The organism is Ochrobactrum sp. XJ1, from assembly GCF_024701725.1.
GTDB lineage: Bacteria > Pseudomonadota > Alphaproteobacteria > Rhizobiales > Rhizobiaceae > Brucella > Brucella anthropi.
This window is the reverse complement of sequence record NZ_VDGD01000001.1, coordinates 399,654-423,954: the sequence shown is the minus strand read 5'-3', so window position 1 is coordinate 423,954 and position 24,301 is coordinate 399,654. Positions and strand designations below refer to the sequence as shown.

Here is a 24,301-nt window from a genome sequence, read left to right as displayed (position 1 = left end):
AAATGAGCAAGGCAGGCGGAAACAAGGGTGGAGTAAAAACTGGTGGTCGCGGTGGCGCGGGCTCCAGCAATCTGCAGGTACGTGTGAAGAAAAAGGCAGGCACGATCAAGGAATCGTCACGCCGCTGGCTGCAGCGCCATTTGAACGACCCCTATGTGCACAAATCCAGGCAGGACGGATATCGTTCGCGCGCAGCCTACAAGCTCATTGAAATCAATGATCGTTATGATCTGCTCAAAAAGGGTCAAAAGATCATCGATCTCGGCGCTGCGCCTGGCGGCTGGTCGCAGATCGCGGCCAAGATTGTCGGTTCAACCGACGAGAATCCGAACGTCGTTGGCATCGACTACCTTCACGTCGACCCCCTGCCCGGCGTTGTCTTGCTGGAAATGGATTTTCTCGATGATGAGGCGCCACAAAAACTGATGGATGCGCTCGGTGACAAGCCCGATTTAGTCATTTCCGACATGGCTGCCCCGACGACTGGCCACCGCAGGACTGATCATCTGCGTACCGTGCATCTGTGTGAAGTCGCCGCTGATTTTGCCATTTCGGTTTTGAAGCCGGGCGGGCATTTTCTCACCAAGACATTCCAGGGTGGCACGGAAAATGAACTACTAGCTCTGCTGAAGCAGAAGTTCCGCTCTGTGCATCATGTCAAACCACCTGCATCACGCGCGGAATCGGTCGAGCTTTATCTACTCGCCCGCGATTTCAAAGGTTGAAGCTTATTTTCCGGCTGAGGTGCTCGCGGCTTCGATGGCTGCGGGCTCCTTACCGTGATGTTTCACGACTGTTGGCGCAGACAGTTCCTTGCCTGCATCAGGTGCGAGCCGCGCAAACCAGAGAAAAGCCAGAGCGGAAACGGCAGCAACCACAAAGAAGCCGATGTGGAAGTCCACCAATTCGAGATGGGCTCCGCGTAACGACGTACTGATTTCCAGAATACCACCTGCCAGTGCCACACCGATAGCAATGGAAACCTGCTGCGCCACTGCCGTGATGGGCGTCGCCTGACTGGTCTTTTCATCGGGGATTTCGGCGAAAGCAAGCGCATTGACACCAGTGAAAAACAACGAACGCGCAAAGCCCCCCACCAGCAAAAAGCCGATGATGATCCAGTAAGGTGTTGTCGGTGTGAACAGGCCGTTGACGGCAATGAAGCAGGCCGAAATCAAGGACCCTGCCATCAAGGCGCGCCGGAAACCAACGCGAACAAAGATACGCTTTGCACCGAATTTCATGCTGATCGCACCGATCGCCGAAACGAAAGTCATCATACCCGACTGAAACGGTGTGAGACCAAAGCCAAGCTGAAACATCAATGGCAGCAGGAATGGAATAGCCCCGATCCCGAACCGGAAAATGCTGCCGCCGATGACTGCGGAACGAAATACCTGATTATCGAAAAGTTTCAGGTTCAGCAGCGGATCATCGGTTCTCCTCGCATGCCGAAGATAGAGAACCGTGCAGACAATACCGATTGCAAGGGTTGTAAAACCCACCGCAGGCGGCAAGGCTGGCAGGCTGACGACCGACAATCCGAAGACAACACCCGACATTGCGATCCCGGAAAGAAAGAAGCCCGTCCAATCAAGGCGCTTTACGATGCGCTCGTCTGTGTCCGGCAGAAACCGCGTTGCAAACCAGATACCGACGAAACCGATCGGTACATTAATCAGGAAAATCCAATGCCAAGTCAGAAAAGTCGTGATGAAACCACCGACTGGTGGACCTACCAGCGGCCCGACCATTGCTGGAATCGTAAGCCACGCCATGGCTGACACAAGTTCACTGCGCGGAGTCGAACGGATAAGTACGAGACGGCCAACCGGTGTCATCATCGCACCGCCCATACCCTGCAAAAACCGCGCAACGACGAAAGCAGTCAGTGAATTCGATGCAGCGCAGGCTACAGAACCAACCACGAATACCGCAATTGCAGCCCGGAAGACATTCTTGGCCCCGAAGCGATCGGCCATCCAGCCGCTGACGGGAATAAAAACTGCGAGCGCAACAAGGTAAGCAGTCAGCGCCAGCTTGAGCGCAATAGGGCTTGTACCGATGTCAGCAGCGATAGCAGGAAGCGACGTCGAGATGACGTTCGAATCCATTTGCTCCATGAATAGGGCTATGGCCAGTACGAGAGGAATGATGCGATTCACGGTAATATTCCGAAATGACGGATATTTAAGAGCTGACAATCCTATGTAGCGCCACACTGATTATTGCTAGTCAGAGCAGCGTCACATTGCGGTGAATATGCGATAAAATCAGTAATTTATCGCGGTTTTGGGCCTAACTGGCTCTCTGCCGACAAAAGTCACTGAATTTCTCACGCCAGATTTCAACCGTTCACATTTGCGTAAAACAGGGTTGCGCTTCCCGTAACAGCTTGTTACATTTCGTTACAGTTTCACGAGGCTTCGAACCGGGTGGGGGGCCGCTCCGGTTCAAGGAGGTAGGAAATGAACGATATTACAAGAACCGCCATCATCTACGGAATGATGATCATTTCACTGAACACTGCGCTTGCAGTCGGCCTTCTTGGGCTTGATTTCCTGCATTAAAGCGTGCCCCTAAACAAAGTTTTTTGCCCTCCAGGCAGACATGAAAAAGAGCGTTTCCAATAAAATGGAAGCGCTCTTTTCGTTTCATACAGTCTCCGCAGTGTTGGCAAAGATTGCACTATGTGCCTCACAGTCAGAGAATTCGACCCTGACTGTTCGGGTCAAAGAAGACCGACTTGTCCAGGTTGAAGGCCAACGTGGCCGGTTGTCCCGCAGCGATGCGGGCATCTGCGCGCAGTCGTGCCACAACGTGCTTGCCGCCCAATCGCGTAACAGCAAACGTATCCGAGCCTGCGGGCTCGACAACATCGATCAGGCAATCCCCTTCCACTATCGCATTTGCATTGCGATCAGCTCCATCCGGATCTGTGAGTGCTTCAGGGCGAATACCGAAGACAATATCCTGGCCTTCATAAGCGCCTAGTCCTTGGGGCGCCGCCTTCAATGGCAGCTTCAACGGTTCACCTTCACCACGTCCGAGATTGATGGCATAGCCCGAACCGTTCTTTTCGACCCGAGCAGTTAGCAGGTTCATTGCTGGCGATCCCATGAAGTCAGCAACGAACATATTGGACGGATTATTGTAGATTTCGGCTGGCGTTCCGAATTGCTGCAAGATTCCATCCTTGAGAACGGCGATCTTAGTTGCCAGCGTCATTGCCTCGATCTGATCGTGCGTCACATAAACGATCGTAGTTTTCATCCGGCTGTGCAGCCGTTTAATCTCGGTGCGCATGTCGACACGCAGCTTGGCATCGAGGTTGGAAAGTGGTTCATCGAACAGGAATACCTGCGGATTACGCACCAGAGCACGCCCCATGGCCACACGCTGACGTTGGCCGCCTGAAAGCTGGCTTGGTTTGCGATCCAGCAGATGGCCGATCTGCAGGATATCGGCAACTTCCTGAATAGCCTTATCGCGCTCAGCCTTCGGAACCTTACGAATTTCCATGCCGAAAGCGATATTCCCGGCAACCGTCATATTCGGATAAAGCGCATAAGACTGGAAGACCATCGCAATATCGCGCTGGGATGGATGCAGGCCGGACACCGACTTGCCATTGATGGCTATGTCACCCGATGTGATCGGCTCAAGCCCGGCGATAGTATTCAACAATGTTGACTTGCCGCAGCCAGACGGGCCCACGAGAACGAGGAAACCGCCTTCATCAATCTCGATATTGATATCCTTCAAAACCGAAACATTGCCGTAGGATTTGTAGAGATCAGATATTTTCAGAAAAGACATTGCAACTTATCCCTTTACGGCACCGGACATCAGGCCACGTACGAAATAGCGACCGGAAACGATATAGACGATCAGCGTCGGCAGAGCTGCCAGGATGGCAGCTGCGAAATGGACATTGTATTCCTTAACGCCGGTGGAGGAGGAAACCAGATTGTTGAGTGCAACCGTCATCGGTGTGGAATTTGCACCCGAGAAGGAGGCACCAAACAGAAAGTCGTTCCAGATGTTCGTGAACTGCCAGATCACCGACACAACGATGATCGGTCCTGAAGACGGTAGCAAAATACGCCAGAATATCTGGAAGAAGCTCGCTCCGTCGATCTGCGCCGCCCGCACCAATTCTGTCGGGAAGGCTTCATAATAGTTGCGGAAATAGAGCGTCGTGAAACCGATACCGTAAACCACATGCACGAGGATCAGTCCCCAAATCGTGCCCGCAATCCCCAGAAAACCAAGAACACGCGCCATCGGAATGAGTACGATCTGGAACGGAATGAAGCACGACAACAGCAATAAGCCGAAAAAGATGTTCGACCCGCGGAATTGCCATTTGGTCAGAACGTAACCGTTCAAGGCGCCGACAATAGTCGAGATCGCAACGGCTGGAACCACCATCAGGATCGAGTTGATGAAGAACGGCTTCAACCCGGTAGGCTGAACTCCGATCTGTGCGGTCGACCATGCAGATAACCATGGTTCGATGGTCCATTGCTGCGGGAGGTTCAACATCCCGCCCTGACGGATTTCTTCAAGGGGTTTGAAGGAGTTGACCAGCATCACATAGAGCGGCAGCAGATAATAGAATGCAAAGAGCAGTAGCGCAGTGTAGATCAGCGCTCGCGTCAGCTTTCCGCTGTTGATGGCATTGTCTTGCGACTGGGCGCTCATGACCGAGACCCTCCGCGAATTTCAGAATACAGATAAGGAATGATAATCGAGAAGATCATCGCCAGCATGATAATCGCCGACGATGCACCGATACCCATCTGGTTCCGTGTGAACGTATAGGAATACATGAAAGTCGCAGGTAATTCGGTGGCCTGCCCCGGACCGCCACCGGTCAGCGCAATAACAAGATCGTATGCCTTGATTGCCAGATGAGCGAGAACCACGAAAGCTGACAGGAAAACCGGACGCATCAACGGGATAATGATGCGGCGATAGATCGTACCGGATGATGCTCCGTCAATCTGCGCCGCTTTGATGATTTCATTATCCACGCCGCGCAATCCTGCTAGGAACATCGCCATCACAAATCCGGAGGATTGCCACACAGCAGCAATCACCAGACAGTAGATTGCCATTGTATTGCTCTTGATCCAGTTGAAGGAGAAACTCTCCCAACCCCATAAATGCATTGTGTTTTCCAGACCGATACCTGGATCGAGAAACCACTTCCATGCCGTTCCAGTGACGATGAAAGATAACGCCATCGGATAAAGATAGATCGGACGTAGAACGCCTTCACCGCGGATCTTCTGGTCAAGAAGGATCGCAAGGAACAGCCCGATGACCGAACAGATAATGATGTAGAGCGATGCAAAGATCGCCAGATTGGTGATCGCACGCCACCAATGAGGCAAGGCCCACAACTTGGTGTAATTCGTAAGTCCGACGAAGCCATATGACGGCAGCATTCGGCTATTGGTTAGCGAAAGAACGCCCGTATAGATGATAAAACCATAGACAAACACGAGCACTATCAGAAAGCTCGGCCCCAGAACCAGCTTTGGCACCAGTTCTTGTAATCGGTTGTTACGCTGCATCTCTGCGTCACCTTGTTTACGCCACCCGGACATACGCCAAACATCAGGCGCACGTTCCGGACATCTGTTTGATCGGCATTCCAGCGCTTCTGCATTATGCGCGACCGAATGCACCCAATAAATTCAGTCTGCTGCAATTTCCGATGGAAACATGCAGGCCTTCATCATGCAATTGTTGTTTTGATTTCTGGCCACTGATGCCAGTACTTTCAGATGCTCTACCAATATCCAAAGCACCTGAGATAGAAGGCGTCCGGAAAGGGCCGGACGCCTCTTTGCTGTTATTTCGCACCTTCAACAGCCGACACGAGTTCTTTGACGGCATCTTCCGAGGAAAGCTGACCGTTGAACTGGCGTGTTACGACGTCATAGATCGCATTCTTCACCGCAGCAGGGTTAGCGTAACCATGCGCCATGGAGCCCAGCATCGTGCCTTTTTCACTCGCTTCCTTTTCGTCAGCGATAGCCTTCTTGCCGCAAGCATCGAAGTCGGTATCAGGCACATCGGTACGAGCCGGAGCGGAGCCCTTCACTACGTTGAATGCCGACTGGAAAGTCGGACTTTCAATCGCCGATGCCATTTCAAGCTGTGCAGGAACCTTGTCTTCCGAGACTTTGAACATGGCAAACATATCGGAGTTGAATGTGATAGCGCCCTGGGTGCCCGGATAGCGCATGCAAACGAAGTCTTCGCCCGGCTTCTTGCCAGCCTTGACAAACTCACCCTTCGCCCAGTCGCCCATGAACTGAAGGCCGGCTTTGCCTTCAATGACCATAGCTGAAGCCAAGTTCCAGTCGCGACCGGAGAAGTTATCGTCAACATAGGAGCGCAGTTTCGTCATACGATCGAAAGCCTGCTTCATCGTATCGCTGCCGAGCGTTTCTGGATCCAGATCGATGAAGGCCTTCTTGTAGAAATCTGTACCGAAAGAAAGCACTACAGCATCAAATATCGTTGCGTCCTGCCATGGCTGGCCGCCATGAGCGATCGGGGTGATGCCCTGTTCCTTGAACTTATCGAGGAGAGCGATCAGTTCATCCCAGTTGGTAGGCTCCTTGCCGCCAGCCTTGTCGAGCGCTGCCTTGTTGATCCACATCCAGTTGGTGGAGTGAACATTGACAGGAGCAGCGATCCAGTGGCCGTCATACTTGGCAAACTCCTGCAGAGGAGCCGGAATGACCTTTTCCCAACCTTCCTTGTTTGCGATCTCATCAAGATTACCAAGAGCACCCTGCTCTGCCCAATCGCGGATGTCGAAGCCGAGCATCTGCACTGCCGTCGGAGCATTGCCAGCTGTGACGCGCGCGCGCAGTACTGTCATGGCTTCCGTACCACCGCCACCGGCAACCGGCATATCGGTCCAGCTAATGCCCTTCTTTTCGAGATCCTTCTTGAGAACGTCGAGCGCGGCGGCTTCACCGCCAGCAGTCCACCAATGCAGAACTTCAACGTTCTGCTTGTCCTGCGCACTGGCAACAGGGGCCATTCCGGCGAGCAAAGCACAGGCGGCTGTACCCATCGCGGCGAGCTTCAAAAGTTTATGCATGTCTACCTCCCGTAGAAACAAACGAAACTAAAACTATCGGATATCTGGCTAAGCCTTTGCTTCAGCGCAGTAATCCGTCTCGTCATTCCCATCCGCGCCTCTTCGGCACAGACCCGAAACCAGCTGCACCACACAACCAGTTTCTCCTACTCACTGCCGCAATACGATGCGAAAGCTTCCGCTTTCACCTGTGCCCGGCCATCCCTCACGACGCTTTTCCTGAAATCCTCCATCCCACTCATACGCCGCTTAAGCCCAATTGACAACGTTGTCTTTTAAGGATGCTAAATATCCACAAGACAAGATGTGAACATAGGATAGGCCCAAACCCTGCCAGGGTGTCAATATCTTCCGATAGATAAAACGCGTAAAATTCAATCGATTAAAACTTCAGGTAGAGCCGGCGCCCTGAAAAACGCTTAGAAATTAAAGCATTACCACCTCAAGGGCAGCGTTTTACATGGCGCCTCCCATCAAACCAGCACTCTAAAATCCCCCTCATCGACCTGAAATGCCGGCAGTATAAAATTTCCCTTATTTTACTGGACAAGCCCGCGACGAAACCCTAATTTCACGCCGCTCGCACAATGGTGTGCGGGCTTGTTCTCGGGGCGGGGTGAAACTCCCCACCGGCGGTATGAAGCAAAAGTTTCGAGCCCGCGAGCGCCTGAAAGATGCCGATTCGGCTTCCGTTCAGGGTCAGCAGATCCGGTGAGATGCCGGAGCCGACGGTTAAAGTCCGGATGGAAGAGAGCGAATGAGCGTTAGGATTGCGCCCTTGGGCACAATCAATGCGTTCTTTTGTGCGCCCTGATTCTAGTTTCGTGTGGAACCTATGAACCAGAGCTATCCGAACAAGACTTCCTTCAAGATCGCATTCATTCAGGCCCGTTGGCACGCCGATATTGTCGACGAAGCTCGCAAGAGCTTTATCGCGGAACTGTCCGCAAAGGCTGGCACAAATATAGAAGTCGAAATCTTCGACGTTCCAGGTGCCTATGAAATTCCTCTCCACGCCAAGACTCTGGCCAAAACCGGCCAGTATGCTGCCATTGTCGGCGCTGCGTTCGTCGTGGATGGCGGCATCTATCGACATGATTTCGTGGCAACTGCTGTCATCAACGGCATGATGCAAGTCGGCCTAGAGACCGAAGTTCCGGTGCTCAGCGTTGTTCTGACACCGCATCATTTCCATGAAAGCAAGGAACATCATGAATTTTTCCATGCCCACTTCAAGGTGAAGGGCGTGGAAGCAGCCAATGCGGTGTTGCAGGTCGTTAGCGAACGCAGCCGTATTGCCGCCCTTGCATAATGATGCTTCGACCGGCCTTTGCGAAAAGGCCGGTCATTCTCCTGCGATACGCTCTCCATGGGCATAAACGTCGAATTCAACACCTCGCACCAGTGCAACAAGCGTTAGGTTGGCATCTTCCGCCGTTCGAATGGCAAGAGCTGTCGGCGCAGAGATTGCGGCCAGAACTGGCGCACCGAACATAACTGCTTTCTGCACCATTTCGACCGAAACACGGCTGGTAATCGCGACGATCCCATTTCCCGGTGCAGTACCAATACGCGAGACAGCTCCGACGAGCTTATCCAATGCGTTGTGACGCCCCACGTCCTCACGTACAGCAATAAGCCCCTCGCCTGGCACATAGAACCCCGCCGCATGAACTGCATGGGTCTCAGCATTCAGTTGCTGCTCTTTCGTGAGAGACACGACAGCCATTGAAATATCGTTGGAAGAGAATTTCCTATCACCTTGTTCCAAAGCCTCAAGCGACCGCAACGCATGGTCGATTGAATCTATACCACAGAGACCACACCCAACGGGACCAGCCATAAACCTGCGTCGCGCGGCAAGCCTCTGCTCGGGGCGTTCGGACAGTCTGATCTGTAGGTCTATACCCTTTTCAAAGGCTACGACATCAACCGCTTCTATCTCGGAAATATGGTCAACGATATTCTCGGTGAGCGTGAAACCGATCGCGAAGTCCTCAAGATTATCCGGTGTAGCCATCATTACGGCTTGGGTTGAACCGTTATAGCTGACCGCCACGGGCACTTCTTCCGGGACCATTCGGGTGCTTTCATGAAAGCTCGACACACGATGCGCGATACGTACAGCGCTCTGGCTAACCTTGTGGATCGTCACCTTAATCGCTCCCCTGTCATCGCATCCGTTCTCCCAGCAGTTTCATGTGGCATGAAAACAACTTTAATGTAAGTTGCCACCGGACAAGCCGTCGCGATTTGAGCGGCAAGTGAGGAAAATATGGATATTCGCCAGGTAGACGACAATTATTCAGTCTCGGGCCAGATCGAGCCCGACGACGTACGCGATATTGCAGCGGAGGGATTTCGCACAATCATTTGCAATCGGCCAGACGGCGAAGGCGGCCCTGAACAACCCGAGTTCAGCGAAATTGCACGTGTCGCCGAAAAAGCCGGGCTTGCAACTTACTACATCCCGGTTGTAGGCGGACAATTGACGCAAGAAGATGTGGATGCGATGGCAGCAGCGCTGGATGAAGCTGAGGGCCCCATTCTTGGTTACTGCCGATCGGGTGCACGCTCTACGAATATTTACGGGATCGTGCAGCAGCAAAAGCGCGGATAAAGAACGAGCGCAAGCTATGTGGGCGGTGAAGCCGCAAAGGCATTTCAACAGTCTTTGCAAACATGGCGATCACCGTCCAGAAAGCCGGGTGCGGCCCGAATGAACACCGCGCGATGTATGTGCGCAATATTGGCGATAATAGCTCATACCGGTACGTGTCACAGTCGCAACAACACCGCCAAGAACGAGAAGCCATCCAATGGCTTGTGGCCAGTTGAAGCTTTCAATCCCGCCGCTCAGCGCGACAATAAAGATACCAGCCCAGAGCAGAGCAGCCGTGCGGCGCCAGAATACCGGGTTGAGCTCATCGAAGACAGCCTTCCACAGTGAGTGAACAAGGCAGGCGAAGAAAAGGGCAGCGGCCAGCCCGATATTGAGCAACTCGACCGGAAGCCATTGTTGCGAAGTAAGCATCGTTTCCATCATCCACTTAACCAAGATGCGTATCGAGGACCCCGTTACGGGATTTGTCTTTACGATCACTAGTACTGTTACTGTTCGTCCTATTCAGCTTTCGCTTTGTGGCCGTAACGTGTTACAAGCACGGAAAGCTCCTTCGGATAAATTCACTTATTATTGCGATCACGCGAAATATCGTGTTGAAAACACTACGCTATTCGCAGTGTTCGACTGCATTGGATGTGGCGCAACCCCTTCCAGCGATTGAGAAATTTGTGGTTCCGCCCCCTGAATATTTCACTATGGAATTTCATTCACAATCGCATCAAATAACAGCTTTGTAACAATTCGGCACAGCAAAGAGGCTCCGGCAACACCGAAGCCTCAAAGTTATTCACAAGGTTGCAGTTTATTAGGTAGTCTTTACTTGCCCACCGCCCTTTTTGCTAGGAAGCCGCGAAGACGGATCCGCTGACGCTGGCGCATTGGCCGGACGTCCGAAAAGAAAGCCTTGAACCTGTTCGCAACCCTCTTCGATCACCATGCGATGCTGGTCAAAGGTTTCTATACCCTCGGCCACCACCGGGAGATCAAGACTACGACCCAACCCGACGATGGCTCGTACAATGGCTCTCGCACTAACATCCGTTTCCATGCTGGTGATGAAACTGCGGTCGATCTTGATCTTGTCGAATGGGAAACTTTGAAGGTTACTGAGCGACGAATAGCCAGTGCCGAAATCATCCATCACGATACGGACACCCAGCTTCTTCATGCGACGCAACAGTTCGAGTGTCGTCAATCGGTCCTTCATTAATGCGGCTTCCGTTACCTCCAGCTCCAATCTCGTGGGATCCAGACCCGTTTCTAGGAGAACCGAACTGACCGTGTCCGGCAGATTGACCAAACGGAACTGTACTGGGGAGAGGTTTACAGCGATAGTTAAATGCTTCTCCCATCCGGCGGCAGTGCGGCAGGCTTCACGCAGAACCCACTCACCGAGTGGGACAATTACCCCCGTTTCCTCAGCGATAGGAACAAAAACCTCCGGTGGTATCTGGCCACGTTCCGGATGGTTCCAACGAACCAGTGCTTCATAGCCGGTACAACTACCATCTGCTGTTGCGAACAATGGCTGATAGGCAATACTGATCTGACCGCGAACCATGGCGTGGCGCAAATCAGCCTCCATCTGGCGGCGCTCTCTTATTTCACGGTCCATTTCCGGCGAGTAGAATGCAACCGTACCCCGTCCTTCTGTCTTCGCCCGATAAAGCGCAATGTCTGCCGCATGTCGGATGGCTTCTGCATCCTTGCCGTCATTCGGGTATACGGCAACGCCAATGCTGACACCGACAGCAGTCGGATCGAGCACTGTATTCAGTTCCGACCGGAAGGTATCCAGAATCTTTTCGGACAGTTTCCGTGCACCCTTGGGCTGCGGAACCCCGACCTGCAGAATGATAAACTCGTCGCCGCCAATACGTGCTGCCGTGTCTATACCGTTTATGGATCGCTTCAGAATGCTGGAAACCGTCTTCAATACCCGATCACCTTCGGCATGGCCGAAAATATCGTTCACTGCTTTGAACCGGTCCAGATCAAGCGCGAGTACAGCAAAAGGCTCTCGGCTGCGGCGTGCCACTGCGTTTGCGAGACGCTCTTCAAAGAACATTCGGTTAGGTAAATCCGTGAGTGTATCATGCCGCGCCATATGCTCGATCTGACGCTGGGCCGTGCGCTTTTCGGTAAGATCACGGACAGCCAGAACTTCGCAAGGGCGTCCCTGATACTCAATCGTATGAACCGCGAGTTCAAAGATGCGCTCATCATTTGGAAATCTGGGTGCGGCCTCGATTGCTTCCGGGCGAGAAGCACAGACGGGGAGCCCATCAGCCGCCAGCAACAGAGTATCCGGCGCAACACCGACAAGCGCCTTTTCACTGCTTCGCATGAGATCGGAAAACCGAGCGTTCATCTCGACTATTCCACCATCACGAACGACGGCCAGTCCGTCCAGGGTAGCGTTCGCAAATCCCTTCAAGTCCGTCATGTAACGATCTACAAATACTGCAATAATCGTTGTCAGCGCTACTATACTGACAACAGCGGCAATTGCACCGATCAGCCAGAGACGCCCTATGCCCAGCGGATCAGCAGCAGGAAGGGTCGGGTTTGGAACCAGCTCGGTCGACGCAACTGCAGTAAAGTGGAGCGTGCAAACAGCAAGAATCCCCCCAACGGTCGGTAGCAAAACGCGCATCCAGCCGGCAGCGTTCATCACAAACCAGAAAGCAGCCAGCAAAAGCAGGATCGATATTATACTGCCAATCAGGATCGGTGGAAGGTCATAGTGAACATCTGCAGCTGCTCTGATTGCACTCATACCAGTGAAATGCATTGCGGCAATCGATAGGGTTGCTGAAATGGCTGCGATCAAAACGTATTTGAACGCCTTACCATTCAGGAAGCGCACACTCAGCCAAAAGCCAAGTACGGCAATTGCCGCTGAAAGAACCGTGATCGTAAAATCGAACTCGATTGCCACGGTGCCACGATATGCAAGCATCGCCACGAAATGGGTTGCCCACACGCCCAATCCACCCGCGAGCGCGCTTATCGCCAGCCAATTGTCACGGCGGCTTTCCGTGCATTCCCGCGCGCGGACGAGCAACAGAAAGAAAGCAAACATGCTTGCAAATGAGATGGATGCAGCCAAAACCACGAAAGGCTGATCGTGCTGTACTGTTACGCATTCCAGGACTTTAAACATACCGCCCCCTGCGCCCGCCTGAAGTGCCACCATATAAAAATACAACCAGAAGCATCATTCAGACTGTGCTTTGTTCCCTGAACAAAAGTACCAATAACTATTTAAGCATTTCTGAACTATGATATATATCGGCCCACATAAGCTGACGTTGCAAGAGTGGATCAAGTACGCTTGCCAAAACGCCGTCCGACACGAGCAAGCAATATCACGGGCAAAATTCCGACTACCACGATGGCAAGCGCCGCAATGGACGCTTCCTCATAAGTCCCGCGCGCAGCCTCACCATAAAGATGCGTTGCAAAAGTTTCGACATTAAGTGGGCGCAGCAAAAGTGTTGCTGGTAATTCTTTCACACAGTCTACGAATACGAGCAAACCTGCCGCCACAATGGCTGTTCTGGATAGTGGCAGATGAACTGCACAGAATGTTTGTGTCACACCGCGCCCTAATGTGCGCGATGCATGATCCAGCGACAAGGGTATGCGTTCTAATCCGGAATCAATACCACCTGCAGAAATGGCGAGAAATCGGACCACATAGGCATAAATGACCGCTGCACCCGTTCCGATCAGTACCAATCCGGCGGAATATCCGAAGAAATGCAATGTGAACTGATTGAAGAGATGATCAAAGCCGCCGGCGACCACCAGAATACCGATGGCGATTACAGTGCCCGGCGCCGCATATCCCATCGTCGAAAAGCGATAAGACCAGCGCGAAATTGAACCCGGAAAAAGTCGGACGGCATATGCGACAAACATTCCGCATATGAGCACCAGCGCAGTCGCGATCGAAGCCAGAGCAACGGTATTAAAAGCTTCTCCGAGCAATCGCGGGGACACACCTGCAAAACGAATACGTTTTATGGCCTCCACGACCAGATAGATTGCCGGCAGTACGAATCCGATAACTACCGGCAGTGAGCAGAGACAGAACAACCAGATCGCTTGCCCTCGTCTGACTTTCAACGGCTCGAAGCCACGCGAATGGCGGATATTGGAAGCAAAGCGCTGCTTGCGCCGTGCCCAGCGCTCGATTGAAACGAGAGCAACAACCAGAAACAGAAGAGCGAGTGCAAGTTGGGCTGCACCAGGCAGATCGGAACGCGTTATCCAGGTCGTATAAATCGAAACGGTCAATGTGCGAACGCCCAGGAACTCGGCAGCCCCCACATCGTTCAATGTTTCCATCAAGGCCAGACTGACACCGACCGCCACGGCAGGCCGGGCAAGTGGCAATGCAACCCGCCAGAAGATGCCCTTGCGGCTTACCCCCAGAGTTCTCGCTGCTTCGATGAGGCTGGCGGATTGGGTGAGAAACATGGCTCGTGTAGGAATATAGACATAGGGATAGAGAACGAAGCCTAGCAGAATGATACACCCGGTCATCGAGCGGACGTCGGGCAATCGAAACTGACGCGGGCTTTCATATCCTAGTACGAAGCGAACAGCACCTTGCACCGGACCAATGGGATGCAGGATATCGAGATAGGCATAAGCGATAATATATGTCGGGACAGCCAATGGCAGCAGAAGCGCCCATTCCAGCACGCCTCGACCGCGAAAATCATAAGCCGTGACCAGCCATGCCATCGACGTTCCGAGGACGGCAGCGATAATGCCAACGCCGGTAAGCAAGATGACTGTTTCAAGAAAAGCCGTTGGCAGGTTGGTGGTAAATAGATGCGTCCATAGTCCGACTGAGCCTTGTATGGCTTCCAATGCAAGGGCGAAAACCGGCAGCAAAACCAGAACTGCGACGAAAACCGAGAACCATAACCAGCTGCGCCCTGCTCTTGCGGGTTGCAAAACTCGTTTCCGCATGGCTGCAAGGACTTCCATTCGTCTCTCTATAGTGCAACGCCGGCGCATGAACTGCACCGGCGTTATTCTGCTTAACTTATTCGGCTTTTAGTTGTCGAAACCGACTTTGTCGACCAGTTCGCTTGCCTGCTTACGATGGCTGACGATTTCAGACAGCGGAACGCTGTCGATCTTCAGCGCACCGAACGATTCCACGATCGGATCAAGCGGCGCACCCGGCTTTACCGGATATTCGAAATTTGCCTTGGCATAGATCTGCTGAGCCTCATCGGAAACCAGATATTCAAGCAGCTTGACTGCCGCGTCCTTGTTCGGCGCGTTCTTTGCAACAGCCGCACCACTGATGTTAACCTGAGTACCCCCATCCTTGAAGGTTGGCAGCAGAACCTTGATGCCTTCGCCCCAAGCCTTCTGCTCGTCGCCGCCCTTGCCCGAACGCATCAGACCTACATAATAGGAATTGGCGACTGCTATGTCGCAGATACCCCCGACGATATCCTTAGCTCCGTCACGGTCCCCGCCAGCAGCTTTGCGCGCGAGGTTATCCTTGAGACCCTTGAGCCATTCTTCAGTCTTTTCCGCACCATAGTGCGCAATATAATCCGCGAAGAGAGCGGTGTTGTAAGGATGCTGGCCCGCACGAATGCAGACTTTGCCTTTCCACTTCGGATCAGAGAGGTCTTCATAATTGATCTTGTCGAGTTCCAGATCTTTGGCTGCATAGACAACGCGAGCGCGCATGGAGAGCGCGAACCAGTTATCCTTCGCGTCGCGAAGCTGCTCCGGAACGGCCTCTTTCAGCACCTTGGAATCGACAGGCTGGGTAAGGCCCTTGTCAACGAGATCGACCAGATTACCGGCGTCGACCGTCATAAGGATGTCAGCGGGCGAATTCGCACCTTCAGAGGCCACACGCTCTGCCAGACCATCCTTCAGGAACACCGTATTGACCGTAATTCCCGTGGACGACTTGAAAGAGTCGAGCAAGGGCTGAATGAGACCCGGTTCGCGTGTCGTGTAAATGTTCACTTCATCTGCGTGGGCGGCTCCTGCGAACAGCGTTACTGCGACGAGGGCGAGACCGGAACGCGCAAATTTGGACATTTTACCTCCAGATGGACATGGTTCATTTTGAATTATGAGCGGACTAATCAAGTTATACGGTGAGGCTCGCTGACGGTCAATTACCCATGCAACTCTAACGGCGTATATTTTCCATCACTTGGGGAAAATGAGCGCCTTATCCCAATGTGGGCATAAAAAAATATCGGTCGCAGAGGCCGGAAGCCTCAATTCTGTACGCACCCGCAACAACGGCGCAGCATCAGTCACCCGTACAACCAATTCTTCGATTTCACCGAGAAACGTTCGTGATTCAATATGTCCATGCAGCACAGCTTCGTTGGATTCAGCATCGGACAGAATCGAGAAGTCGCGCGGACGCAGATAAACAAACGCTTCGGCATTTGGTTCAAGCTGTTCAGCCAGAGCAAGCTCTCCAAAGGGAGTTGCCAGTTTACCGTCTTCAGCTTTGCCCGATATCATATTGAAGTCGCAGAAAAAATCTGCGGCATAACGGTTCGTTGGCCGGTCATGGAGTTCGCGTGCCGGACCGCTTTGAACGACCTTGCCAGAGCGCATCAACACCACACTATCCCCAGTCGACAAGGCTTCTTCTGCTTCGTGCGTTACAATAATTGCTGTCGTTCCAAGTTCCCTTAACAAAGCCACTGTCTCACGACGAACCCGGGCACGCAGACCTCTGTCGAGATTCGAAAATGGCTCGTCCATCAGCAGAAGATGTGGGTTCGGAGCAAGGGCACGGATAAGAGCAACACGCTGCTGCTCACCGCCTGACAGCATATGCGGATAGCGATCCGCCATATGGGAGAGCGACACCAGTTCGAGAAGCTCGGTTGCTCGTGCGTTCGCTTCGTCGCGGGGTATTCTTCGCAAGCCGAACAGGATATTTTCTTTGACCGTCAGATGCGGAAACAAGGCGTAGTCCTGAAAGACCACACCAACGTTCCGTTTTTCCGGCTCAATAAAGATAGATGGTCCGACAAGTGTCTTGCCCCCCATCGTGAGTGTTCCACTATCTGGAGCATCAATGCCGGCGATGATGCGCAACAGGGAAGTCTTGCCACAGCCCGAATGACCAACCAGACAAATGATCTCACCCGCATGAACATCAAGAGACACGTCATCAAGCGCACGCACTGCGCCAAACTGGCGACTGACACCGGACAGCGTCAGCGCCGGACCGGAATGACCGGAGACCTGTCGTTCATCATGCGGGTTGCGTGCGTCCATAAGCAAGATCGCGTGTCCAGATTGCAGTTCAGGCGGATATAGAGACACATTCTCCAGAAAGCTACCAAAACAGGATAGAATATCTCAGGAATATCGTAATTGAGTATTTTTAGAATGGGTTATCTGGTTGATCGTGAACAAAAAGCGGGCCATGCTCACCATGCTTCCACATACCCAAATCACCCAATCGCATTGCAGGAGAATACCGAAATGGGGCCGGTCACGGATAAGGTGGCGACAGCTGAAAGCTTGCCGCAGGAAACCAAAATTGCCATCATTGGCGGCGGCATTATTGGTGTTTCTACAGCCCTCTTCCTGGCCGAACGCGGTATTCCCGTCGCTCTTCTTGAAAAGGGAGAGATTGCTGGCGAACAGTCCAGCCGTAACTGGGGCTGGTGCCGCCGCACAGGCCGTGACAGCCGCGAAATGCCGCTCATCGTCGAGAGCATGCGGCTATGGGGTGGTATGAACGAACGTACAGGTCGTGAAACGGGCTTTCGCGTTACCGGGATTGCCTATACGGCTGAAAAAGAAGAGCAAATGGCTCTTTATGCCGAATGGATAAAAATCGCCAGCGAACACGGCATCGAAACACAACTTCTCAATACTGAGCAAGCTGCAGCACTTGCACCGGGCGTCAATCGACATCTCGCAGGCGGCATGATTACGCCACTCGACGGTCGCGCGGAGCCGCAAAAGGCCGTTCCGGCATTTGCAGCAAAAGCACAAGAGAATGGTGCTGTCATCCTGCAAAATTGTGCGGTGCGCGGTATCGAGACGACCAATGGTCGGGTGACGGCTGTCCTCACCGAAAAAGGCCGCCTGCGCTGTGAAGCGGTGGTCATCGCGGGCGGGGCTTGGTCCAGACTTATCATTTCCGCTTTTGATGCCCATCTGCCGCAATTGAAAGTTCGTTCATCCGTATTCCGTACAGCGCCTATTGATGCCGGTGTGGAGCCTGCGATTGCATTTTCAGATTTTGCACTGCGCAAAAGGCTGGACGGAGGTTATACGGTCGCAAGCCTTGGAGGCTCCATCGCCGATATCGTGCCTGACAGCTTTCGGTTCTTCCGCGATTTTATACCATCGCTTTCGACCGAGTGGCGGTCGTTGCGATTCCGGTTTGGCGAACGTTTCTTCGAGGAAGCATTCCAGTGGAAACTTCGTCCCGCCGATCAGGTCTCCATCTTCGAGAAAATCCGCACGCTCGACCCCGCCCCACGCAAGGCAGCAAATGCTCAGGTCCTTGCGAAACTGAAGCAGGCAATTCCTTCTTTCGCGTCGGCCACAATAGCGCAGGAATGGGCAGGCCTCATTGACACAATGCCGGACGTCATTCCGGTCATTTCACCCCTTCCAGGCGTGGAAGGGGCGATCGTAGCGACAGGCTTTTCAGGGCATGGCTTCGGTATCGGCCCAGGCGCAGGTAAGCTTGTGGCCGATATGGTCACGGGAGAAACGCCGGTTGTCGATCCTTCAGCGTTTCATATATCGCGCTTTTCAGATGGCTCCAAAATCCGCATCGAGAACTGGGGATAGATCTTCGCTCCAGACTATTCGATCACACCGCAGGCAAACCGTGCTCCGCCGCCGCCAAGTGGCTTGGGCTCGTCGGAATAATTGTCGCCACCAACATGAACCATCAAAGCTCTGCCTTTGATTTCATCCAGTGACTTGAGACGCGGTGCCATAACGCTTTGCGTTATGTTGCCCTCGGCATCTGTTTTGAGCAAAGGCAAATCACCAAGATGTCCTTCGCCTTCCGGCCCCATGTGATGCTTGGAATGTGAGGGGTCGTAGTGCCCACCGGCGGCTTGCGCCGGAACAGTTTTTCCATCTTGTTCGCCGGGTGCGCAGCTTCCTTTCTCATGGACATGAAAACCGTGCTCACCCGCGGGAAGGCCACGCAAATCGGGTTTGAATTGTAATCCGTCCGCAGTCTGCGAGATCGTGACGGTGCCGATTTCCTTCCCCTGCCCCGTCGGCAGAGCTTCGTAGAGTTTGACACTCACATCCGCCGCAGCGGCTGGAACTGTCAGAAGCATCATTGCTGAAGCAATCAATAACGGCTGCATCATTTCCTCCTGATCGCGATAATTCGTGATGAGAGGACAACGCACACCGTCAGAAATTGTTCGAAAATAAATCTTCCGTGTGAGGACCGCGTGACAAACGCCTGACACGCGGTCCAGCCGGATTATACCGTTACGAACTGAGCCATCATGCCCACATCTTCATGTTCCAGCACATGGCAATGGAACATGAACGGGTGGCTCTTTGCTCCCTCACGGTCAAAATGGACAAGTATTTCGGCCTTGCCATCGATCAAAGCAGTATCCTTCCATCCCGACTGGTGCGCTGGCGGAGCCTTGCCATTCAGGGAAAGAATGCGGAATGAGGCTCCATGGATATGGAACGGGTGTGGCATCTCCTTGGTTGTGAGATCCCAAATCTCCCAGGATCCAAGTTTAGCCTCGACATCAATACGATCCATGTCGAACGGTTTACCCGCGATTGCCATTTCCACACCCGAAGTCAGAGCTTCAAGCGCAGGCCCCGCATCGGCAGAAGTTCTGGCACCGTGCATATCATGATCCATGGCGCTGGACATCGAGCTCATATCCATATTGCCCATATTATGCCCGGCATGAGGATCAGCTGACGGCTTTGCCATCATCAGTTTCATATTTTCCGCCATGCGCTCATCGAAGAAAAATGAACGGCGTTTTACAGATAGTTTTTCATCGGCTGCATCAGGACCATCAAGACGATCTGGAACTGCCGTGATTTTCCCTCGCAAGGTGCTGTCCACGACAAACCGCATCAAGTGCAGATCGTCACCGCCGCTGTCATCCCCATAGGTCAACAAATCAGCGGCTTCACCTTTGGAGAAATCAACCAGAACCTCGTAGCGCTCGCCGGGGCTGATGGTCAGCCTTTCGACCGCTTCTGGCTTTCCAATGAAGCCGCCATCAGATGCTATGACAAGCAAAGGCCGATTGTCGCTCAGACGAATATGAAAATTTCGCGCATTGGCACCGTTCAGGATACGCAGGCGGACAATGGAGGCGGGAACACGTGCTTCCGGTGAAACGACACCATTCACGATAAGCTTGTCACCTCGGAAACCATGCATCAAGTCCATGATATCCGGTTGATAGACCTTATCACCTTCGATCACCCGGCGATCCTGAAGCACCAGCGGAATATCGTCCACTCCGTAATCTTCTGGTAGTCCGCGCTCAGCATCCTTGCCGTCAGTAACCACCATCAAACCGGCAATACCCATATGCGCCTGGCGGGCGGTGTTGCCATGCAAATGTGGATGAAACCAGTTGAACGAGGCCGGCTGGTTAACCGTAACTTTCGGCTTCCATTCTGCGCCCGCCGCAATCAGATTGTGTGGCCCGCCGTCGAGTGCGGACGGAACGAAAAGCCCATGCCAATGAAGTGTAGTCTCTTCATCCATGCCATTTTCAACGGAAAGAGTGACCGTTTCGCCGTTCTTCAGACGAACGAGGGGGCCGAGATAGGCACCATTGATGCCAGCGGATGCCGCTTCGCTTCCTTCTTCAAAGCTGTGCCGGCCTGTCTGCACTTTCAGTTCAACAACGCCCGATGCGTCCGGTTCGATCAACGGCGGTAAAGGCAAAGGCCGTCCAGCCGTGGCGGTCGCTGAGGAAGCAGCGCCGTGGCCCATGTGCGCGTCCTGGGCAATGCTGTCAAAAGGGCGAATAGCGGTTAGAAAAGCGGCCCCTGCCCCAAGAGACAGCAGGCGACGACGTGTAATTCCAGTCATGGTTATTCTCCAGACAATAATCTCATGGCCGCCAAAGGTTTGGCGGCGATTTTCAGATCAAGCCGGAAGCAGTATGGGAGGCCGCAAATCTCTATTCGGCATTTTGCCGCTAAGTGCCGCGACAAGCGGCGGCAAACCAAAATCCAGAACAGGAGTAAAGGCACGCAAATTCGTGCCAAGCTGAACGACGCAGCCACAAATCATCATGACACAAGCATTGGGTGCTTTAGCGCCGTGATCCATTGGGGCAGATTTATCCATGCTCGACGGCATCGACGAATTGTCCACGTGATGCGGCAGGCTCACACTGCAATCAGAAACTGTCTGCACAGATGGCATGTCATGCGCCATTGCGTAACAGAGTTGCACTGAGAGAAGAAACACGAACGAAAGCATTGTCACGAGCACGCGGGAGGGCGAACACAAGACCGCATGGCCTCGTGCTGTATTCCTGAAACCGATATCGTACTGTGCTCGATACATCTTTGCTTCCAAACGGACGACATTGGAAATCTAGTCGTCCGTTACGGCAATTAAAAGACCTGAAGGAGCACTGACGGGAATTTTACCCACTTTCGCTTTTCTTTCCAAAATCGCCTATTCGAAATCATAAAGTTGCTCAAAAGCCGTTTTTTGCTTGCGATTCCATACCCTGCGGTTTTAAAGAAGCCGTATCTCGGGCTCCTCCCCCAAATTTAGACGGCCCGTAAATATTGGATCTGAAACAATGACTGTCGCTGTAGCGGTTGCCCCGCAGAAAAATTCCGCGCGCCGAGTTCTGGCCGCGAGCATGATCGGCACCACGATCGAATTCTTTGACTTCTATATTTATGCCACCGCTGCGGTGATCGTATTCCCGCATCTGTTCTTCCCTGCGAGCGACGGCAATTCCGCGCTTCTCCAGTCTCTGGCAACCTTTGCGATTGCCTTCTTCGCCCGCCCTATCGGTGGTGCTCTGTTTGGTCACTTTGGCGATAAGGTTGGACGCAAAGCGACGCTCGTTGCAGCGCTCATGACCATGGGCATTTCCACCGTCGCCATCGGCTTCCTGCCAACCTATGATTCGATTGGCGTCTGGGTAGCCCTTTTGCTCGCTCTCTGCCGTCTGGGCCAGGGACTTGGTCTTGGCGGTGAATGGGGTGGTGCAGTGCTGCTCGCAACAGAAAACGCACCCGAAGGCAAGCGCACCTGGTACGGCATGTTCCCGCAGCTTGGCGCGCCAGTTGGCTTCATTCTGGCGACGGGCATCTTCCTAGTTCTGGCAGAAGCTCTAACTGAAGAACAGTTTTTCGCTTTCGGCTGGCGCATTCCTTTCATCGCCAGTGCACTTCTGGTCGGTGTAGGTCTGTTCATCCGACTGAAAATCGCTGAAACGCCAGAATTCCAGAAAGCAATCGACAAGGCTGAACGCGTCGAAGTACCGGTCGCAGCTCTGTTCAAAAAGCACAAGATGAGCCTGTTGCTCGGCACGATCGGTGCGGTTGCAACCTTCGTCCTGTTCTATCTGATGACAGTCTTCTCATTGGGTTGGGGCACGCGCGCCCTTGGTTACAGCCGCGAAGAATTTCTTATTCTTCAGATGATTGGCGTAATCTTCTTCGGCCTCATGATCCCGGTAGCGGCCCTGCTGTCAGACCGCTTCGGCATGCGTCCGGTCATGATCATCGTCACCGTTCTGATCGGCCTCTACGGCTTCATCATGGCGCCTTTGTTCATGGCTGGTACGGCCGGCGTACTCGCATTCCTCGTCATCGGCTTCGGCCTGATGGGTCTGACCTACGGTCCGATTGGCGCTGCTCTGGCCGAACCATTCCCAACCTCGGTTCGTTACACCGGTGCTTCGCTGACTTTTAATCTGGCAGGCATTCTGGGTGCTTCAGTAGCGCCTTACATCGCAACCTGGCTCGCAACACATTATAGCTTCGACTATGTCGGCTATTACATGTCTGCCGCAGCTGTGATCTCGCTGATCGGTTTTGCCTTTATCTCGTTCAAGCGCGGCGAATAACGAACTTCCGAAACGAAAAAGCCCACGTGGAGCGATCCACGTGGGCTTTTCTTTTTAGGGAGCTTGCAGCTTTTATTCTGTGTCAGCAGCTTCCAGCGCAATAGCCACTGACTGGATAATCGACGCAAAACGCACGGCTGTCTGGATCGTTTCCGACGTCACATTGGCTTTGCGCAAAACATCCTCATGCGCATCGATGCACATGCCGCAGCCATTGATAGCAGATACGGCCAGCGACCAGAGTTCGAAGTCAATCTTATCGACACCCGGATTACCGATCACATTCATGCGCAGCTTCGCTGGCATGGTGCGGTAGTCCTTGTTGGTCGCAAGATGCACGAAGCGGTAATAGACATTGTTCATGCCCATGATCGACGCAGCAGATTTTGCCGCCTGAATGACGGAGGCATCGACCTTGGCAGCGGCTTCGGCAACAAGCGCCTTGCGCACGTCGGCATTACGAGAAGCAATGCCGCAGGCGACGAACAGACCGTATTTCTGTTGCGGTGTCAGAGTTTCGTCGCTTGCCATCGACGAAAGATTGAGACGAACGTCCTTGGCGAAATCCGGGATCTTTGACTTCAGATCATCAATGGACATGGAACCCTCTTTATCTGTCATTTGGATACTAGAGCATGTCTCCCGAAAGTGGGAACCGGTTTTGGGGTAAAGACATGCCGAAAACAAAGAGATAGAGCGGTTCCAACGATTCCGTTTTAACCGGAACCGCTCTAGATAAAAGAAAGGCGGGCCTTGACCCGCCTTTCTGCAAACCAATCAGGGCCTATCAGGCAGCCTTGAGCGTCTCGCCACCGACTTCACGGTTGCATGGGCAGAGCTCATCGGTCTGCAGCGCATCGAGAACGCGCAGCGTATCCTTGGGAGCGCGACCAACGTTGAGGTTGGTTGCGTAAACGTGCTGGATCGTGTTGTCCGGATCGATAACGAAGGTGTAGCGGTACGCAACACCATCTGGCGAACGAACACCGAGGCCATCGACCAGCGAACCATTGGTGTCGGCAAACGACCAGATCGGCAGCTTGTCGAGATCCTTGTGATCGCGACGCCATGCGAGCTTCACGAACTCATTGTCGGTCGAACCGCCCAGGACGACTGCGTCACGGTCTTCGAAATCCGATGCAAGACGCGCAAATTCGGCGATTTCGGTCGGGCAAACAAAGGTGAAATCCTTCGGGTAGAAGAAGATAACCTTCCACTTGTCCGCAAAGCTTGCTTCGGTGATTTCTTCAAATGCCGAAACGCCGTTTTCTTCGTGATGGTTGAAACCGGGCTTTACGCCGGTGACCTTGAAGGAGGGAAGCTTATCGCCGATACCGAGCATTTTATACCTGCCTGTAAATTCAATTGTTATGCGGAAATTTCTGAACTTACAGAATTTTCCGACTACGAGTCATATATAGGGATTCTTGTTAA

General features: G+C 53.1%; 21 protein-coding genes and 1 riboswitch. Of the genes, 5 read left to right on the top strand and 16 right to left on the bottom strand.

Translation table 11 applies throughout. The annotated features are described in order from the left end of the window. Nucleotides 1–2 precede the first annotated feature (2 nt). On the top strand, nucleotides 3–725 hold the full coding sequence (locus FG152_RS02050) for an RlmE family RNA methyltransferase (protein WP_010658998.1): 723 nt from the start codon (nucleotides 3–5) through the stop codon (nucleotides 723–725). 3 nt (nucleotides 726–728) lie between these two features. Here the strand turns inward: FG152_RS02050 and FG152_RS02045 are convergent, their stop codons facing one another. From FG152_RS02045 to FG152_RS02025, 5 genes are all read right to left on the bottom strand, one after another. Continuing rightward, nucleotides 729–2,165: a DHA2 family efflux MFS transporter permease subunit gene (locus FG152_RS02045; RefSeq protein ID WP_010658999.1), complete on the bottom strand. Its 1,437-nt coding sequence runs from the start codon at nucleotides 2,163–2,165 to the stop codon at nucleotides 729–731. 538 nt (nucleotides 2,166–2,703) lie between these two features. After that, complete coding sequence (locus FG152_RS02040; RefSeq protein ID WP_010659001.1) at nucleotides 2,704–3,819, bottom strand: ABC transporter ATP-binding protein; 1,116 nt, start codon at nucleotides 3,817–3,819, stop codon at nucleotides 2,704–2,706. 6 nt (nucleotides 3,820–3,825) lie between these two features. Then, nucleotides 3,826–4,707, bottom strand: coding sequence for a carbohydrate ABC transporter permease (locus FG152_RS02035; RefSeq protein WP_010659002.1), 882 nt, complete (start codon nucleotides 4,705–4,707; stop codon nucleotides 3,826–3,828). Continuing rightward, a complete protein-coding gene (locus FG152_RS02030) occupies nucleotides 4,704–5,585 on the bottom strand; it encodes a carbohydrate ABC transporter permease (RefSeq protein ID WP_010659003.1) in 882 nt (293 codons plus the stop codon). The genes FG152_RS02035 and FG152_RS02030 overlap by 4 nt, the downstream gene beginning before the upstream one ends. A 281-nt stretch (nucleotides 5,586–5,866) precedes the next feature. After that, nucleotides 5,867–7,132 carry an ABC transporter substrate-binding protein gene (locus FG152_RS02025; RefSeq protein ID WP_010659004.1) on the bottom strand — a complete coding sequence of 422 codons (1,266 nt, stop codon included), beginning with the start codon at nucleotides 7,130–7,132 and terminating at the stop codon, nucleotides 5,867–5,869. 598 nt (nucleotides 7,133–7,730) lie between these two features. After that, a riboswitch (FMN riboswitch) is annotated at nucleotides 7,731–7,891 on the top strand. 76 nt (nucleotides 7,892–7,967) lie between these two features. On the opposite strand from FG152_RS02025, the gene FG152_RS02020 reads away from it, so the two are divergent. Further along, entirely contained in the window at nucleotides 7,968–8,444 is a 477-nt protein-coding gene (locus FG152_RS02020) for a 6,7-dimethyl-8-ribityllumazine synthase (protein ID WP_010659005.1), read from the top strand. 33 nt (nucleotides 8,445–8,477) lie between these two features. Here FG152_RS02020 and fdhD read toward each other — a convergent pair whose 3' ends face one another. Continuing rightward, nucleotides 8,478–9,287 carry a formate dehydrogenase accessory sulfurtransferase FdhD gene (gene fdhD / locus FG152_RS02015; RefSeq protein WP_010659006.1) on the bottom strand — a complete coding sequence of 270 codons (810 nt, stop codon included), beginning with the start codon at nucleotides 9,285–9,287 and terminating at the stop codon, nucleotides 8,478–8,480. Nucleotides 9,288–9,407: 120 nt separating this feature from the next. On the opposite strand from fdhD, the gene FG152_RS02010 reads away from it, so the two are divergent. Further along, entirely contained in the window at nucleotides 9,408–9,752 is a 345-nt protein-coding gene (locus FG152_RS02010; protein ID WP_010659007.1) for a protein tyrosine phosphatase family protein, read from the top strand. 69 nt (nucleotides 9,753–9,821) lie between these two features. Here the strand turns inward: FG152_RS02010 and FG152_RS02005 are convergent, their stop codons facing one another. From FG152_RS02005 to FG152_RS01985, 5 genes are all read right to left on the bottom strand, one after another. After that, nucleotides 9,822–10,178, bottom strand: coding sequence for a hypothetical protein (locus FG152_RS02005; RefSeq protein ID WP_181152406.1), 357 nt, complete (start codon nucleotides 10,176–10,178; stop codon nucleotides 9,822–9,824). 385 nt (nucleotides 10,179–10,563) lie between these two features. After that, on the bottom strand, nucleotides 10,564–12,924 hold the full coding sequence (locus FG152_RS02000) for a bifunctional diguanylate cyclase/phosphodiesterase (RefSeq protein WP_036563555.1): 2,361 nt from the start codon (nucleotides 12,922–12,924) through the stop codon (nucleotides 10,564–10,566). Between the two features lie 161 nt (nucleotides 12,925–13,085). After that, nucleotides 13,086–14,765, bottom strand: a complete 1,680-nt coding sequence (locus tag FG152_RS01995; protein ID WP_010659010.1) for an ABC transporter permease — start codon at nucleotides 14,763–14,765, stop codon at nucleotides 13,086–13,088. Between the two features lie 69 nt (nucleotides 14,766–14,834). After that, the gene (locus FG152_RS01990; protein ID WP_010659011.1) at nucleotides 14,835–15,851 is read right to left on the bottom strand and encodes a Fe(3+) ABC transporter substrate-binding protein; all 1,017 of its coding nucleotides are present in this window, start codon (nucleotides 15,849–15,851) and stop codon (nucleotides 14,835–14,837) included. 114 nt (nucleotides 15,852–15,965) lie between these two features. Then, nucleotides 15,966–17,060 carry an ABC transporter ATP-binding protein gene (locus tag FG152_RS01985; RefSeq protein ID WP_010659012.1) on the bottom strand — a complete coding sequence of 365 codons (1,095 nt, stop codon included), beginning with the start codon at nucleotides 17,058–17,060 and terminating at the stop codon, nucleotides 15,966–15,968. A gap of 210 nt (nucleotides 17,061–17,270) precedes the next feature. On the opposite strand from FG152_RS01985, the gene FG152_RS01980 reads away from it, so the two are divergent. Then, nucleotides 17,271–18,599, top strand: a complete 1,329-nt coding sequence (locus tag FG152_RS01980; RefSeq protein ID WP_010659013.1) for an NAD(P)/FAD-dependent oxidoreductase — start codon at nucleotides 17,271–17,273, stop codon at nucleotides 18,597–18,599. Between the two features lie 14 nt (nucleotides 18,600–18,613). Here FG152_RS01980 and sodC read toward each other — a convergent pair whose 3' ends face one another. From sodC to FG152_RS01965, 3 genes are all read right to left on the bottom strand, one after another. Then, complete coding sequence (sodC, locus tag FG152_RS01975; RefSeq protein WP_010659014.1) at nucleotides 18,614–19,135, bottom strand: superoxide dismutase family protein; 522 nt, start codon at nucleotides 19,133–19,135, stop codon at nucleotides 18,614–18,616. A gap of 122 nt (nucleotides 19,136–19,257) precedes the next feature. Further along, the gene (cueO, locus tag FG152_RS01970; protein ID WP_010659015.1) at nucleotides 19,258–20,859 is read right to left on the bottom strand and encodes a multicopper oxidase CueO; all 1,602 of its coding nucleotides are present in this window, start codon (nucleotides 20,857–20,859) and stop codon (nucleotides 19,258–19,260) included. A 57-nt stretch (nucleotides 20,860–20,916) separates the two neighbouring features. Then, nucleotides 20,917–21,342: a hypothetical protein gene (locus tag FG152_RS01965; RefSeq protein WP_080574583.1), complete on the bottom strand. Its 426-nt coding sequence runs from the start codon at nucleotides 21,340–21,342 to the stop codon at nucleotides 20,917–20,919. Nucleotides 21,343–21,586: 244 nt separating this feature from the next. On the opposite strand from FG152_RS01965, the gene FG152_RS01960 reads away from it, so the two are divergent. After that, nucleotides 21,587–22,867, top strand: coding sequence for an MFS transporter (locus FG152_RS01960; RefSeq protein ID WP_498985129.1), 1,281 nt, complete (start codon nucleotides 21,587–21,589; stop codon nucleotides 22,865–22,867). Between the two features lie 72 nt (nucleotides 22,868–22,939). Here FG152_RS01960 and ahpD read toward each other — a convergent pair whose 3' ends face one another. Both ahpD and FG152_RS01950 read right to left on the bottom strand, forming a co-directional pair. Next, entirely contained in the window at nucleotides 22,940–23,467 is a 528-nt protein-coding gene (ahpD, locus tag FG152_RS01955) for an alkylhydroperoxidase, AhpD family (protein ID WP_010659017.1), read from the bottom strand. Between the two features lie 187 nt (nucleotides 23,468–23,654). Then, the gene (locus FG152_RS01950) at nucleotides 23,655–24,209 is read right to left on the bottom strand and encodes a peroxiredoxin (RefSeq protein ID WP_010659018.1); all 555 of its coding nucleotides are present in this window, start codon (nucleotides 24,207–24,209) and stop codon (nucleotides 23,655–23,657) included. Nucleotides 24,210–24,301 lie beyond the last annotated feature (92 nt).